Below are 13467 nucleotides of genomic sequence, written 5' to 3'. Positions count from 1 at the left end.
ATTTGTTTAAAGTTTAATCTATTTATCAACTGCACATCTTATTAATACAACATCCATCAATACACCTGTGCAATATCCTTTAACTGTAATTGTGCTTCCTTCTTTTACATCTTTGGCTTCCTCATTATGTCTTTCATCCATTTGACAGGTAACAGTACTTAATTCACTATCACCATTCAATATAATGGTATAAGCACCTTTTTCATCTTTTTCAATTCCTTTTACAACACCTGAAACTGCAATTACCTTATCGAGGTATAATCCGTTTGCTTTTGTTTCATCTTCTCCGAAAATTTTTGTAAGCTCCTCTGATTTTATTACAACATCTGCATCTGCGTCAGAAACATCTGCCGCTCCTCTGTTATATTCTTTCATTCCAAAATAAAGTCCGATGCCGCCCACAAGGACAACAACGAGTAAAATAATTTTCCAATACTTTTTCATAATTGTTTAGGTTTTAAATGTTATACTAATATCGTTCCACGTTTTAAAAAATGCAATAGGGTGAACAACAAAAGTATGTATAAATTGTAAAAAACATTTTTCGTTGTATGTATATACACTAAAGTATAACATTTTCCATATTGCATTAGTTCGTTTTAGCACCTGTATAAAACTGATATGCAAAGGTGATTTTCATCAGTCGGGCAGACAACTACAGATTTACACAGTTTCCAAGAAAAATATCACATTTTTAAGTATGCATTTGATCAATACGCCCAAAATAAGTATCAGAAAACAAGTCCTGGTGCGAGGTACATAAGATTTGTTAAAGCGAGGCGAAAAGTTACCTTGTCTAAATTTCCAAAATTAACTGGTCACTTTCTTTCCATTTTTGTCACTTTTTTAATAACCTGGGTCTTAACAAATGGCTTAAACTCTTCCAATAAGACAGAATTGCTGTCGTGACTGGCACTTTCCGATTTCACATATCTCAGCTACTTCTTGTAAATTTGCCCCATGGTATTTCTTGACTTCGAAAAACCCATTGCCGAGCTGTATGAAGAGTTGGAGAAGCTGAAGCATATGGGTGAAAAGCAAAAGATCGACATTGCGGTTCCAGCCGCAGAATTGGAGGAACGTATATCCAACCTCAAAAAGGAGATCTATAGCAATCTTTCCGGCTGGCAAAAAGTGCAGCTGAGTCGCCATCCCGATAGACCTTACTCGCTATTTTATATAGAGAAAATGAGTGAAAACTTTGTAGAGTTGCATGGTGATAGAAATGTGAAGGATGATAAAGCAATTGTAGGCGGTTTCGGAAATTTGGACGGACAAGCAGTAATGTTTATCGGACACCAAAAAGGGATCAATACTAAAATGCGTCAGTTCCGTAATTTCGGAATGGCAAATCCTGAAGGTTACCGCAAGGCCCTGCGACTTATGAAACTTGCCGAAAAGTTTAACCGACCTATTGTTACACTTATTGACACACCGGGTGCATACCCTGGATTAGAAGCAGAAGAACGCGGTCAGGCAGAGGCAATAGCGCGCAACCTATATGAAATGACATTACTAAAGGTTCCGGTGATATGTATCATCATTGGTGAAGGTGCTTCCGGTGGTGCGTTGGGTATTGGTATTGGCGATAGAGTGTTTATGTTGGAGAACACATGGTATTCCGTTATTTCACCGGAGTCCTGTTCCAGTATATTATGGAGAAGTTGGGATTTTAAAGAAACAGCGGCAGAAGCATTAAAATTGACCGCTGCAGATAATTTTAAAAATAAGATCATAGATGGCATTATAAAAGAACCAATTGGTGGAGCACATTCCGATCCGGAAGAAATGGCGAAACTCTTAAAAAAACATCTGAAAAAGAATTTAAAAGAATTATCTGCTATTGAACCGGAAGAAAGAATAAATCAACGCATCGAAAAATTAGGTTCTATGGGAATGTATGAAGAAGTAAATAAAGAAATGCCTTCTGAACAATAATTAAGGAAAGTGATCAGAAAAATTAAAAATAGTCTGTTCGGGAGATTTATTCGCTCCAAACCCTATACAGATACCCATGCCAGACAAACAATAGAATATGATCAGATAAAATCCATGGCATTTTTGGTGGATGGATCAAATCCGATTGCATTGCGCGAATTATTAAATACTGTTCATAAATATGCCGCTGATGGCAAAAAATTATCCTTTTTCGGATATGTAAAAAAATTACCCCCATTCGAACAAGAAGAAATTATATGGATCACACAAAAGGACATGAACTGGTTCGGAATTCCAAAAGCGCCAAAGATCAAACATTTTATTGAACGCGAATTTGATGTTCTTATAAATACTTCCATGAAAACAATTCGCCCACTTGAATATGTTTCCACCTACTCAAAAGCAAAATTGCGCATCGGAAAATTCGACGATAAAAAAACATTTTGTTACGATTTTATGATGCATTTGGACAATGATAATGTGTATGAATATTTGGAACAGGTGGAGAGGTATTTGAGGATGGTGAAGAGCAATTGATAATTGACAATTGATAATTGACAATTTGAACAGCCAAAAGGAATTGAGAATTGAGAGTTGAGAATTGAGAATGAAACAGCCAAAAAAAATTGACAATTGATAATTGATAATTGACAATTTGAACAGCCAAAAAGGAATTGAGAATTGAGAGTTGAGAATTGAGAATGAAACAGCCAAAAAATAATTGATAATTGATAATTGACAATTGACAATTGACAATTGGAACAGCCAAAAAGGAATTGAGAATTGAGAGTTGAGAATTGAGAATGAAACAGCAAAAAAAATTGACAATTGACAATTGATAATTGACAATTTGAACAGCCAAAAAGGAATTGAGAATTGAGAGTTGAGAATTGAGAATGAAACAGCCAAAAAAAAATTGACAATTGATAATTGACAATTGACAATTGGAACAGCCAAAAAAAGAATTGAGAATTGAGAGTTGAGAATTGAGAATTTGAAAAACCATAACATTAAAAGAAAACTAAAATCATCGCACCAACGTTTATCTGTCCTATGTCTTATGTCCTATGTCCTATGTCCTACGTCCTATGTCCTACTTCCTACTTCCTAAATCCTAAACAATGCATAATTACAACTACGAACTTCTAAACAAATTCAAAGGCACCGGCGTTGCATTGGTGACACCATTTCATGAGGATGATACAATTGATTTTGGAGGATTGGAAAAATTAATTGAACATGTAATTTCGGGTGGAGTTGAATATTTGGTGAGTATGGGAACAACCGGTGAAAGTGCTACGCTGAGTGAGGAGGAAAGATTTTCTATTATTGATTTTACTTTAAAGATCGCGAATAAAAGGGTTCCTGTTGTTGGGGGATTTGGTGGAAATAATACTGCAGAGATCATTCGTTCTGTTAAAAAGTATACAACAGATAAAACAGCCGACAATAATATTGATGCGATATTAATTGCATCACCGTATTATAATAAACCTTCACAAGAGGGAATTTATCAGCACTATCTAGAGATAGATAAAAATGTTTCTCTTCCAATCATTTTATATAATGTTCCCGGCCGCACAAGTTCCAATATGGAAGCGGAAACTACTTTAAGAATTGTAAGTGATTCGCAAAATGTAATAGCAATTAAAGAGGCCAGCGGAAATTTTATGCAGTGCATGAAAATAATCCGCGATGCACCTTCAAACTTTTTAATCATCAGTGGTGATGATCCTATCACTTTACCATTTATTGCTTTAGGAATGCATGGTGTAATTTCCGTAGTTGCCAATGCCCTGCCAAAACCCTTCACAGAAATGGTTAGATTAAGCCTAAAACAAGATTTTATCTCTGCAAATAAATTACATTATTCGCTCCTCCAATTCACCGATTTAATTTTCAAAGAAGGAAGTCCCGCCGGCGTAAAATCCGCCCTCAAACAACTGGGAGTATGTGGGGAGAAGGTGAGATTGCCGTTGTGGAAAGTGAGTCCTGACCTTGAACAAAAAATAGCAGTCGAATTGACAATTGACAACTGAATTGACAATTGACAATTGACAATTGACAATTATTACTGCTGTAAAATTCTAGTTTACCATTATGCTTTTAGATGGAATAATGATATAGGAAATTGACAATTTTTACTGCCGTAAAATTCTGCAAACCATTTTACATTAATGAGATAAAATAATTAAATATTTTATCGTGAATAATAATCCTTACCATTATACATTTTTGTGAAATGATAAACAAATAATTTATTTACAGTTTTAGCTTTGATGTCTTGATGATACTTGTTAATAAACGTATCAATTCCCCTGCTTTATTTGTCATTTCTTCAAATTTTGCCTTTGAGATATAATTTGTTTTAAAAAGCAGTTCAAGCCAGTATTCTGATTCATGTGCTTCTTTAAGAGCTATGGAGAGTTTATGAATAAAATCTTTGGTGCTTTCCGCTTGCTCAGCTTCTCTAACCATTGCACCGATTGAAGTTCCGGAGCGCAATAATTGTTTAGAGATAATAAATTCTTTTTTCTCTTGTAATTCTTTACACAGATTTACAATATCTATTGCAAACAGCATACTCTTATCCCTCACCACACTTTCCTTCATCACAATAAAACTTAATAAAAAAAAATAAAAAAAACCAATTCTAAATCCCAATAATGTCTACCATTTCCCTCCAAAGTAAATTCCCGTTATCATTTAACAATTATCAATTATCATTTTCTTCAGTCTATAATTTCCCTCCTACCCGGATCCCAATTGTCAATTATCAATTGTCAATTATCAATTTCCAAAGACTGAAATTTTCCTCCCACGTTATTCCCCATTGTCAATTATCAATTGTCAATTATCAATTTCCAAAGACTGAAATTTTCCTCCCACGTTATTCCCCATTATCAATTATCAATTGTCAATTATCAATTACCTACACTTTCATTTTTCGAGATTCAAGCACTTCCTTTCTGATTTCTGTAGAAATATCTTTCATGTCCTGCAACGATTTTCGGAGCCTCGTTCCTGCGGTTTTGTTTCCTTTTGTAGTGAATTTTTGCATGTCTTCTTCTGCAAGGTTAATGAGGGATTTCAGCTGGTTGAATTTTTGTTGCATGTTCATAAAATAATATGTGTTTAAAATTACAAAAATTACCATTACCTGCAGGTTCATTTGCAGATAATTATAATTGGGTCGCAAAAAAGTTAATAAGGAATAAAAATGCGCCTTAAGATACTTAAACCTTAGCTAATTCCTGTTGAAGGTAAACTCCACTTTCAATTTTTTCTCTTATGGCTTCAAAAGCTTCAAGAGTTAATCGAATCTCCTCGTCGCTATGAGAAGAAGTTGGAATTATTCTCAACATTAACATTCCTTTCGGAATTACCGGATAGGTAACTGCCGAACAAAAAATGCCGTGGTTTTCTCTAAGATCAACTACCAGGTTTATTGTTTCTGGAATACTCACTTTTAAAAATACAGGCGTTACCGGACTATTGGTATTTCCGAGATCAAATCCTCTGCTTCGGAATCCTTCCTGTAGTTTATTTACGTTGTCCCAGAGTTTAGCCTTCAGTTCAGGCTTGCTGCGCAGTAATTCGAGTCGTTTCAAATTGCCGATCACAATAGGCATCGGCAATGATTTTGCATAGATCTGTGAACGTAAATTATATCTCAAATTCCAGATGACTGCTTTTTCACCTGAAATAAATGCTCCAATACTTGCCATTGATTTGGCGAAAGTGGAAAAATAAAGGTCGATACCATCCTGACAACCCTGTGCTTCTCCTGTTCCAGCTCCGGTTTCGCCCATGGTTCCAAAACCATGCGCATCGTCCACCAAGAGACGGAAATCATATTTCTTTTTAAGTTCTACAACTTCCTTTAATTTCCCCTGGTCTCCCCCCATTCCAAAAACACCTTCCGTGATCAAAAGAATTCCACCGGGAGTTCCCTGAATCAGTTCCGTTGCACGTTTCAACTGAACTTCACAATTTTCTATATCGTTATGGCGATAAACAAATCTTTTTCCCTGATGCAAACGCACACCATCAATAATACATGCGTGGCTTTCAGCATCGTAAACAATCACATCGTGACGGTTACAAATAGCATCTATCGCACTCATAATACCCTGATAACCATAGTTTAACAGAAAAGTATCTTCTTTCATCACAAAAGCACTCAATTCATTTTCCAGTTGTTCGTGATGATCAGAATTTCCACTCATCATGCGGCTTCCCATTGGAAATGCCATACCCCATTGCGCTGCAGCTTCCGCATCCACTTTTCTCACCTCGGGGTGATTTGCCAGTCCGAGATAATTATTCAAACTCCATGTAATGCGCTCCTTTCCTCTGAAAAACATACGTGGCCCTATCTCTCCTTCCAATTTCGGGAACATCATATATCCATGAGCCACATCGCTCCATTTGCCTAGTGGGCCTCTGTCTTTACGTAATTTATCAAAAATATCCATAGCGTAAGGTTGGTTTTTTACTTTAAAAAGTGTGCAAAGATATTACGTTAAACTTGGTCTAAAAAATTTTATGCTAAGTTTTCAATAAATTTACGATAGTTACGTTTACCGTTTATATTTATTAACTTTGCGCCTCTTATGCATAAGACAAGGGTAATTGCCATCACAATTATACTACTTTCTTTCGGAGTTTTCACCGGATGTCAATATGATAAAATATTGAAGAGCGACGACTTTGAATTAAAGTACGTGAAAGCTAAGGAATATTACAACAAGGGCGACTACGCCCGAGCCTTGCCATTGCTGGATCAGCTGCTGACAGTGAAGATCGGTTCCGCCGAAGAAAAACAGATAAGATATTACATGGCCTATTGTTATTATGGTCAGGGCGATTTTTTTTCTGCTGCTACCCTTTTCAAACAGGTTTTTGTAACATTTCCACTATCAGGAGAAGCAGAGGAGACCTTGTATATGAGCGCCAAAGCCATGTACGATGCCTCTCCAAGGTTCCAGCTGGATCAAACTTATTCGTATAAATCAATAGAAGCCTTTCAATATTTTATTGATGTATACCCTAAAAGTTCACTTGGTCCTCAGGCAAATGCATATATGGATACGCTCAGGGCTAAATTGGAAGAAAAACTGATCTATAGTGCGGAACTTTATTATGCAACGGAAGATTATCAGGCAGCAGCCATCACTTTTAATAATGTTCTATTGCAATTTCCTGATACAAGAGATGCAGAAGAAATAGGTTTTAAGATCGTGAGCAGTTATTTTAATTATGCAGGACAAAGTGTGGTTTGCCGTAAAGAAGAACGTTATGATAAGGCAATAGACAGTTATCAGGAATTTATATCTCAATATCCCCAAAGCAAAAAAGCTGATCAGGCCAAATCATTATACGAAAGAAGTATAGACCTTAGACAAAAAGCATTAACCGAAATAAATACTTATAAAATAGATTGTAATGAGTTCACTAAAGAAAATTAATACGCAATTATCACCGCAAATAGAGGTGCAAAGTTTGAAAGATATCCAGAATGTTTCCGGTAATATCTATCAATCCATTCATATGATCTCTAAACGTTCGGAGCAGATCACACAGTTGATCCGCACTGAATTACACAGCAAGCTGGAAGAATTTGCAACACATCAGGACAATTTGGAAGAAGTATTTGAGAATCGCGAACAGATCGAGATATCAAGATTCTATGAAAAATTACCTAAGGCAACAATTGTAGCATTAGATGAATTTTTAGAAGAAAAATTATACTGGCGCGAACGTGAAACTGCTGCTCCTATTGCTGAAATAAAGGAAGTAAAAGAAGTAAAATAATGTCCTTAGCGGGCAAAAAAATTCTGTTAGGTGTGTGCGGAGGAATTTCCGCTTACAAATGCGCTCATCTTACCAGATCATTAATTAAGGAAGGTGCAGAGGTTAAAATAATTATGACCCCGGATGCGAAAGCGTTTATCGGGGTCTTAACTTTTTCCACCCTTTCAAAAAATCCTGTTGCAGTTGATTTTTATAATGCAAATGATGGAACGTGGAACAATCATGTTTCAGCAGGTTTATGGCCGGATCTATTTTTAATAGCACCGGCAACTGCAAATACCATCGCAAAAATGGCAGCCGGAATTGCAGATAATTTTTTATTGGCAACCTATTTATCTTCACGATGCAAAGTGATGCTCGCTCCGGCCATGGATCTGGATATGTGGAAACATCCAGCTACAACAAATAATATTGATACACTGACTAAAAATGGCAATATTATTCTACAACCTGAAAGTGGTGAATTAGCCAGCGGTTTACATGGCGAAGGCAGAATGCCCGAACCTGAAAATATTGTTAAACAAATACATAAATTCTTTTCCACAACAGTAAGACCATTAGCCGGAAAAAAGGTATTAATAACAGCCGGACCCACATACGAAGCGATTGATCCGGTTCGTTTCATAGGGAATTATTCGTCTGGGAAAATGGGTTTTGCATTGGCCGAATGTTTGGCGGAGGCGGGTGCAGAAGTTACCTTAGTTCACGGCCCTGTTCAGATTAACACCAATGATGTTTCCATCGAAAAAATTGCAGTAACAAATGCGGAACAAATGTTCAGTGTATGTTCGAGGGAATTTCCTTTAAGTGATATTTTTATAAGTGCTGCCGCTGTGGCAGATTTCACACCGGAGGATCCCGCGGCTGAAAAAATTAAAAAAACCGCTGAAAATAAAAACGGCATGGTTTTGCACCTTAAAAGAACGGTGGATATATTGAAGGAAATGGCTTTGTTAAAAGATTCAAAACAATTGGTGATAGGATTTGCACTGGAAACAAACAACGCATTGGAAAATGCAGAGAAAAAATTAACGGAAAAGCACCTGGATATGATCATCTTGAATTCATTACAGGATGCAGGAGCAGGTTTTCAGCACGATTCGAACAAAATATCGATATTGGACAAGAATAAAAATCTGATTAACTTTGAATTAAAGAGTAAAAAAGAAGTAGCTCAGGATATCGTTAACCAAATTATAAAAATGACCCATGCGTAAAATATTTATTATTCTATCCTTCGTTTTTTTCGGGTCGCAATTATTTGCACAGGAAATAAATTGTGCCGTAACCATTAATGCCGAAAAAGTAACTCAAACAGATCCCAAAATATTTAAAACCCTGGAAACTGCGATATTCGAATTTATGAATACCCGCAAATGGACAGATGATGTTTTTCTACCGGACGAAAGAATTGAATGTCAGATCTTAATTTCCATTACGGAAGAACTCGCCAGTGATAGATTCAGAGCGCAAACCAGTATAGTTTCGCGTCGCCCTGTTTTTGGTTCTGATTATAATTCCACTTTATTTAATTTTCAGGACAAAGATTTTGAATTTATTTATTCGGAATATCAACCATTGGAATTCAACGAAAATCAATATACCAATAATCTGACAGCCATGTTGGCTTATTATGCATATATTATTATCGGTTTGGATTATGATTCATTTGCATTAAAAGGTGGAGATAAATATTTTTTAAAAGCCCAGACCATCGTTAATCAGGCTTCGAACAGCGATTTCAAAGGCTGGAAAAGTTATGATGGAACCAGAAACAGATATTGGTATATTAATAATTTAATGGATGCGAAATTTTCTGTGGTAAGAGATGTTTTTTATCAATACCATCGTCAGGGACTTGATAATATGTATAACGACCAGATCAAACCTGTGTCTACCATTACTAAGTCGCTTCAAACATTAGATAATGTAAATCGCACGCAGCCAAACAGTATGGTGATGCAACTTTTTTTCAGTGCGAAGAGTGATGAATTACTCGGTATTTATTCAAAGGCCGCACCTGCAGAAAAAGCAAAAGGCATATCCTATTTAATTAGATTGGATCCGGTAAATGCCGATAGTTATCAGGAGTTGCTTACAGGTAAATAGATAATTGAAAAAAGCAATCTCAGATATTTATTTAATCTTATAACTCACTCCTTCCGGATTAAATTGTTGCCATGCGTGGTAAAATTCCTGACTCGATTTTATTATGAGCAATTGTTTTCCGGCATAAACTCCCTCCGTACAATTTCCATCATAATTCCAGACTGAATTAGTATTGGTATCGCGAAAATTATTACTGCTTTCATCAGGTACAAATTGCAAAATTTCACTGTCAACTTTTCTGCTCCAAACATGAAAACTTTTATTGTCATTTTCTATCACCAATAAAACGGGCGTCCTTTCAAACTCATCATTAATTACCTTTTTTTCCAGAAGATAATTCCAGTCATATGCTTTGGACCTTGAATTAATATTAATAGCAACAACCCACGATTTAAATTGAAAGGCATTTTCATCTCGTTGTTCGAGATCGCTGTTTATTGTGCCTTCATCAAATCCGCTGAGGTCTGCATACTGTTTTAAAAATAAGGTATCAGGCTGCATAATTTTTGTTTGCGGATGTTTTCTTATCCATGCTGCCAAGGTCATTTGTTCTGAATTTATTTCAGTAAGTTTTGTTCCCTTTGATTTTCCTGTGATGGCTTCCCCGGTTGCCTGCCGCCACCAGCTTCCCGTGCTTTCATCTTCAAACATTGCATTAAAATGATCCATTCCTACCAAACGAAAATTTTCTGAAATTCCATTTATGACCGGATCAAATACCCGACCCGTTCTGCAAACAGTGCAATAGGTAACCATAATTTCTTTTCCACCAACATTATCACGCACCTGATGGTGATAACCGATAATTTCTATGGGATAAGCCTTTGACTCATTATTTATTTCTACACCAATTATTAATTTCCCTTCCGCTATTTTATTCTCTGCAACCCCGGCAAAAATTTTATTTTCCGGTTGAAAAAACATGGTATCTGCATTCATTTTAGTATTGATAAACCAGGCAATAATGGTATACAAAAAAAGAAAAAAAATTGTGAACCCAAAGCGCCAATATTTTTTATTTTTTATCAGCTTATATACTTGCCAGAATACGATCAAAAGAAACAATATCCTGATCCATATTAAATTTTTATGAAAGAACCACGCAATTCCTACCGTATTATCATACTGACTACCGGGAAAAGGCATAATAAAATAAATACCGAGAATTTCAACAACAAAAAGTAATAAAAGTACAAGTGGAAGTATCCATTTTTTCATACAGGCAAAATTAGGATTTGCCTTTAATGAATTTAAACGTTTACAAAGAATTTAAGAGAGTGGGTTCTGGGTTCTGGGTTCTGGGTTCTGGGTTCTGGGTTCTGCGTTCTGCGTTCTGGGTTCTGCGTTCTGCGTTTTGAAATGTAGTAGATCTCATTCGTCGATCATTACATGTTTCAGTTCTGGGTTCTTAATTGTCTGGTATTTCTTTGATATATTAGAATTTCCCAGCAGTAATTTTGTAGTAGAATAAAAATATGGTTCACTCAAACAAAATTCATTACTCATAACTCATTGTTAAAAGCCATTTTCCAGGGAATGACCTATCCTATGTCATATGTCATATGTCATATGTCATATTTCCTATGTCCTTCTCTTTTCCTTAAATTTGCGCATGCTCAAAACACTGCGCATTTCGAACTATGCAATAATTAATGAGGCGGAGATCAATTTTTCTGATAAGATGAATATTATTACAGGAGAAACGGGCGCCGGAAAATCAATTTTATTGGGTGCACTGAGTTTAATACTCGGGGAACGTGCCGAAAGTAAAGTTTTATTCAGCAAGGATAAAAAATGTGTTGTGGAAGCAGAGTTTGAGATCTCACATTATGGTTTAAAACCTTTTTTTGAAGAAGAGAATATCGATTTTGAAAACCTGACCATCATACGCAGGGAATTGGCTGAAAATGGAAAATCGCGTGCCTTTATTAATGATACGCCGGTTAATTTAAATGTGTTACAAAAATTATCCGACAAGCTGATCACCATTCATTCGCAACACGAAACGATGGATCTGGGGGATTCGGCTTTTCAGTTGACTGTTATTGATGCACTTGCTAATTCCAATGAATTATTGAACACTTATAAAACTCATTTTCATAACTGGAGATCGTGCAGTAAAAAACTTCGGGAAACGGAAGAAATTGCGAGTAAAGCATTAAAAGAAAAAGATTTTATCGAATTTCAATTTGAGGAACTCGATAAAGCCGAATTGGACAGTATTAACCAACCAGAACTGGAATCTGAACTTACACAGCTTACTCATGCTGAAGAAATAAAAAGAAATTTAATTCAAAGTGTGGAGTTGCTGGAGAATGATTCAGTAAATGTATCGGCCAATTTGCGATTGGTTATCACACAATTAAATGCCATTGTAAAATACACACCCGAAATTGAAAGTTATATTCAGCGATTAGAATCGAGTTATATTGAAATTAAAGATATTACGAGAGATCTGGAAAACAGATCTGAATTAGTGGTGGCAAATCCGGTGCGGAGTGAGGAGATCACACAACAGTTAAATATTTTATTTCGGCTTCAGAAAAAACACAACAGCAATTCCACAGAAGAACTTATCCAATTAAGGGATCAATTAAAAGAAAAATTAAATATATTCAGTAATAGTGAAGAGGAAATTGAAAAACTGAAGAAAGAACAAAATAAATTATTGGTTCAAACAACACTTGCTGCAAAAAAATTATCGGAAAAACGTGTTGCTGTTTTTTCAACTCTTGAACAATCTGTTTCAAAGCTTCTGACTGAAGTGGGTATGAAAGACGCCGTTCTAAGTGTTAAACATGAGTTTGATACTGAGAAATATCTGTCAGAAAATGGTGCCGATCACATTCAATATTTATTCAGTGCAAATAAAGGTTCTGCTTTGCAGGACATTAAAAAGGTTGCCAGCGGTGGAGAATTATCACGATTAATGTTGTGTATTAAATCACTACTTGCAAAAAGTGTAGCATTACCAACATTAATATTTGATGAAATTGATACTGGCGTTTCCGGTGAGATCGCTAATAAAGTAGGAAATATATTGGTTAAATTATCTGCCAATCACCAATTAATTGCGATCACACATCTCCCCCAAATTGCATCAAAGGGACAACATCATTTGTTCGTCTACAAAGAAACAAATGCCAAAACCACAAACACAAAATTAAAAGTATTAAATCCCAACGAACGTCTCACCGAAATAGCACAAATGTTAAGCGGAGAAAAACCGACTAAGGCAGCTATGGAAAATGCGAGGGAGTTGTTAGGGTTCTGAGTTCAGGGTTCTGAGTTCTGAGTTCTGGGTTCTGGGTTCTGAGTTCTGGGTTCTGGGTTTGTAAGAGTTTACATGGTTAGAAAAAGTTTCAGGCTGGCGTTCCGATTAATGCCTGCCCGGCCACTGACGGGTTTTTTATTTTTTGATTATTATTTATTATTACCTGAGGCTCTCGCTCCCAGCGAGGGTCTCAGTAGTGGTAATCCACAAAAGTTATTTATTATTTAAAAAGGTTTACATGGTTACCAAAAGCTTCCGGGTTACGATCCGATTAATGCCTGCCCGGCCACGGACGGGTTTTTTATTTTTTGATTATTATTTATTATTAC

Annotated in this window: 13 protein-coding genes; 8 read left to right on the top strand and 5 right to left on the bottom strand. The window is 36.0% G+C overall.

The features are described 5' to 3' along the window. Positions 1-18: 18 nt before the first annotated feature. A complete protein-coding gene (locus IPI31_10735) occupies positions 19-444 on the bottom strand; it encodes a hypothetical protein (protein ID MBK7568285.1) in 426 nt (141 codons plus the stop codon). A gap of 516 nt (positions 445-960) precedes the next feature. On the opposite strand from IPI31_10735, the gene IPI31_10730 reads away from it, so the two are divergent. The 3 genes from IPI31_10730 (at position 961) to IPI31_10720 (ending at position 3977) form a co-directional block, all read left to right on the top strand. Next, positions 961-1938 carry an acetyl-CoA carboxylase carboxyltransferase subunit alpha gene (locus IPI31_10730; protein ID MBK7568284.1) on the top strand — a complete coding sequence of 326 codons (978 nt, stop codon included), beginning with the start codon at positions 961-963 and terminating at the stop codon, positions 1936-1938. Between the two features lie 9 nt (positions 1939-1947). After that, positions 1948-2475: a hypothetical protein gene (locus IPI31_10725; GenBank protein ID MBK7568283.1), complete on the top strand. Its 528-nt coding sequence runs from the start codon at positions 1948-1950 to the stop codon at positions 2473-2475. 584 nt (positions 2476-3059) lie between these two features. Beyond that, positions 3060-3977 (top strand): 4-hydroxy-tetrahydrodipicolinate synthase, encoded by a 918-nt coding sequence (locus tag IPI31_10720; GenBank protein ID MBK7568282.1) that lies wholly within the window; start codon positions 3060-3062, stop codon positions 3975-3977. Between the two features lie 223 nt (positions 3978-4200). Here IPI31_10720 and IPI31_10715 read toward each other — a convergent pair whose 3' ends face one another. From IPI31_10715 to IPI31_10705, 3 genes are all read right to left on the bottom strand, one after another. After that, positions 4201-4551, bottom strand: coding sequence for a four helix bundle protein (locus tag IPI31_10715; protein ID MBK7568281.1), 351 nt, complete (start codon positions 4549-4551; stop codon positions 4201-4203). A 319-nt stretch (positions 4552-4870) separates the two neighbouring features. Then, complete coding sequence (locus IPI31_10710) at positions 4871-5053, bottom strand: histone H1 (GenBank protein MBK7568280.1); 183 nt, start codon at positions 5051-5053, stop codon at positions 4871-4873. Between the two features lie 121 nt (positions 5054-5174). Continuing rightward, positions 5175-6416, bottom strand: coding sequence for a pyridoxal phosphate-dependent aminotransferase family protein (locus IPI31_10705; protein ID MBK7568279.1), 1242 nt, complete (start codon positions 6414-6416; stop codon positions 5175-5177). 138 nt (positions 6417-6554) lie between these two features. Here IPI31_10705 and bamD point away from each other — a divergent pair, with 138 nt between their 5' ends. From bamD to IPI31_10685, 4 genes are read left to right on the top strand one after another with little or no spacing between them, the layout of a single operon-like run. Continuing rightward, entirely contained in the window at positions 6555-7409 is an 855-nt protein-coding gene (gene bamD, locus IPI31_10700; GenBank protein MBK7568278.1) for an outer membrane protein assembly factor BamD, read from the top strand. Beyond that, a complete protein-coding gene (locus IPI31_10695) occupies positions 7387-7755 on the top strand; it encodes a DNA-directed RNA polymerase subunit omega (protein ID MBK7568277.1) in 369 nt (122 codons plus the stop codon). The genes bamD and IPI31_10695 overlap by 23 nt, the downstream gene beginning before the upstream one ends. Further along, on the top strand, positions 7755-8972 hold the full coding sequence (coaBC, locus tag IPI31_10690; GenBank protein MBK7568276.1) for a bifunctional phosphopantothenoylcysteine decarboxylase/phosphopantothenate--cysteine ligase CoaBC: 1218 nt from the start codon (positions 7755-7757) through the stop codon (positions 8970-8972). Before IPI31_10695 ends, coaBC begins: the two co-directional genes overlap by 1 nt. Further along, positions 8965-9864: a DUF4835 family protein gene (locus IPI31_10685; protein ID MBK7568275.1), complete on the top strand. Its 900-nt coding sequence runs from the start codon at positions 8965-8967 to the stop codon at positions 9862-9864. The genes coaBC and IPI31_10685 overlap by 8 nt, the downstream gene beginning before the upstream one ends. Before the next feature lie 27 nt (positions 9865-9891). Here IPI31_10685 and IPI31_10680 read toward each other — a convergent pair whose 3' ends face one another. Then, positions 9892-11082, bottom strand: coding sequence for a DUF3179 domain-containing protein (locus IPI31_10680; protein ID MBK7568274.1), 1191 nt, complete (start codon positions 11080-11082; stop codon positions 9892-9894). Positions 11083-11476: 394 nt separating this feature from the next. Here IPI31_10680 and recN point away from each other — a divergent pair, with 394 nt between their 5' ends. Further along, the gene (gene recN / locus IPI31_10675) at positions 11477-13138 is read left to right on the top strand and encodes a DNA repair protein RecN (protein MBK7568273.1); all 1662 of its coding nucleotides are present in this window, start codon (positions 11477-11479) and stop codon (positions 13136-13138) included. The last annotated feature ends 329 nt before the right edge of the window (positions 13139-13467 follow it).

This window comes from Bacteroidota bacterium, assembly GCA_016706865.1.
GTDB lineage: Bacteria > Bacteroidota > Bacteroidia > Chitinophagales > BACL12 > UBA7236.
This window is presented reverse-complemented; position numbering and strand designations above follow the sequence as displayed.

What these genes read in the sequence shown, in the direction of transcription:
- IPI31_10705 (MBK7568279.1), bottom strand. Translation starts at nt 6,416, where the DNA reads ATGGATATTTTTGATAAATTACGTAAAGACAGAGGCCCACTAGGCAAA.
- IPI31_10715 (MBK7568281.1), bottom strand. Translation starts at nt 4,551, where the DNA reads ATGAAGGAAAGTGTGGTGAGGGATAAGAGTATGCTGTTTGCAATAGAT.
- recN (MBK7568273.1), top strand. Translation starts at nt 11,477, where the DNA reads ATGCTCAAAACACTGCGCATTTCGAACTATGCAATAATTAATGAGGCG.
- IPI31_10735 (MBK7568285.1), bottom strand. Translation starts at nt 444, where the DNA reads ATGAAAAAGTATTGGAAAATTATTTTACTCGTTGTTGTCCTTGTGGGC.
- IPI31_10685 (MBK7568275.1), top strand. Translation starts at nt 8,965, where the DNA reads ATGCGTAAAATATTTATTATTCTATCCTTCGTTTTTTTCGGGTCGCAA.
- IPI31_10680 (MBK7568274.1), bottom strand. Translation starts at nt 11,082, where the DNA reads ATGAAAAAATGGATACTTCCACTTGTACTTTTATTACTTTTTGTTGTT.
- IPI31_10710 (MBK7568280.1), bottom strand. Translation starts at nt 5,053, where the DNA reads ATGCAACAAAAATTCAACCAGCTGAAATCCCTCATTAACCTTGCAGAA.
- IPI31_10720 (MBK7568282.1), top strand. Translation starts at nt 3,060, where the DNA reads ATGCATAATTACAACTACGAACTTCTAAACAAATTCAAAGGCACCGGC.
- coaBC (MBK7568276.1), top strand. Translation starts at nt 7,755, where the DNA reads ATGTCCTTAGCGGGCAAAAAAATTCTGTTAGGTGTGTGCGGAGGAATT.
- bamD (MBK7568278.1), top strand. Translation starts at nt 6,555, where the DNA reads ATGCATAAGACAAGGGTAATTGCCATCACAATTATACTACTTTCTTTC.
- IPI31_10695 (MBK7568277.1), top strand. Translation starts at nt 7,387, where the DNA reads ATGAGTTCACTAAAGAAAATTAATACGCAATTATCACCGCAAATAGAG.
- IPI31_10730 (MBK7568284.1), top strand. Translation starts at nt 961, where the DNA reads ATGGTATTTCTTGACTTCGAAAAACCCATTGCCGAGCTGTATGAAGAG.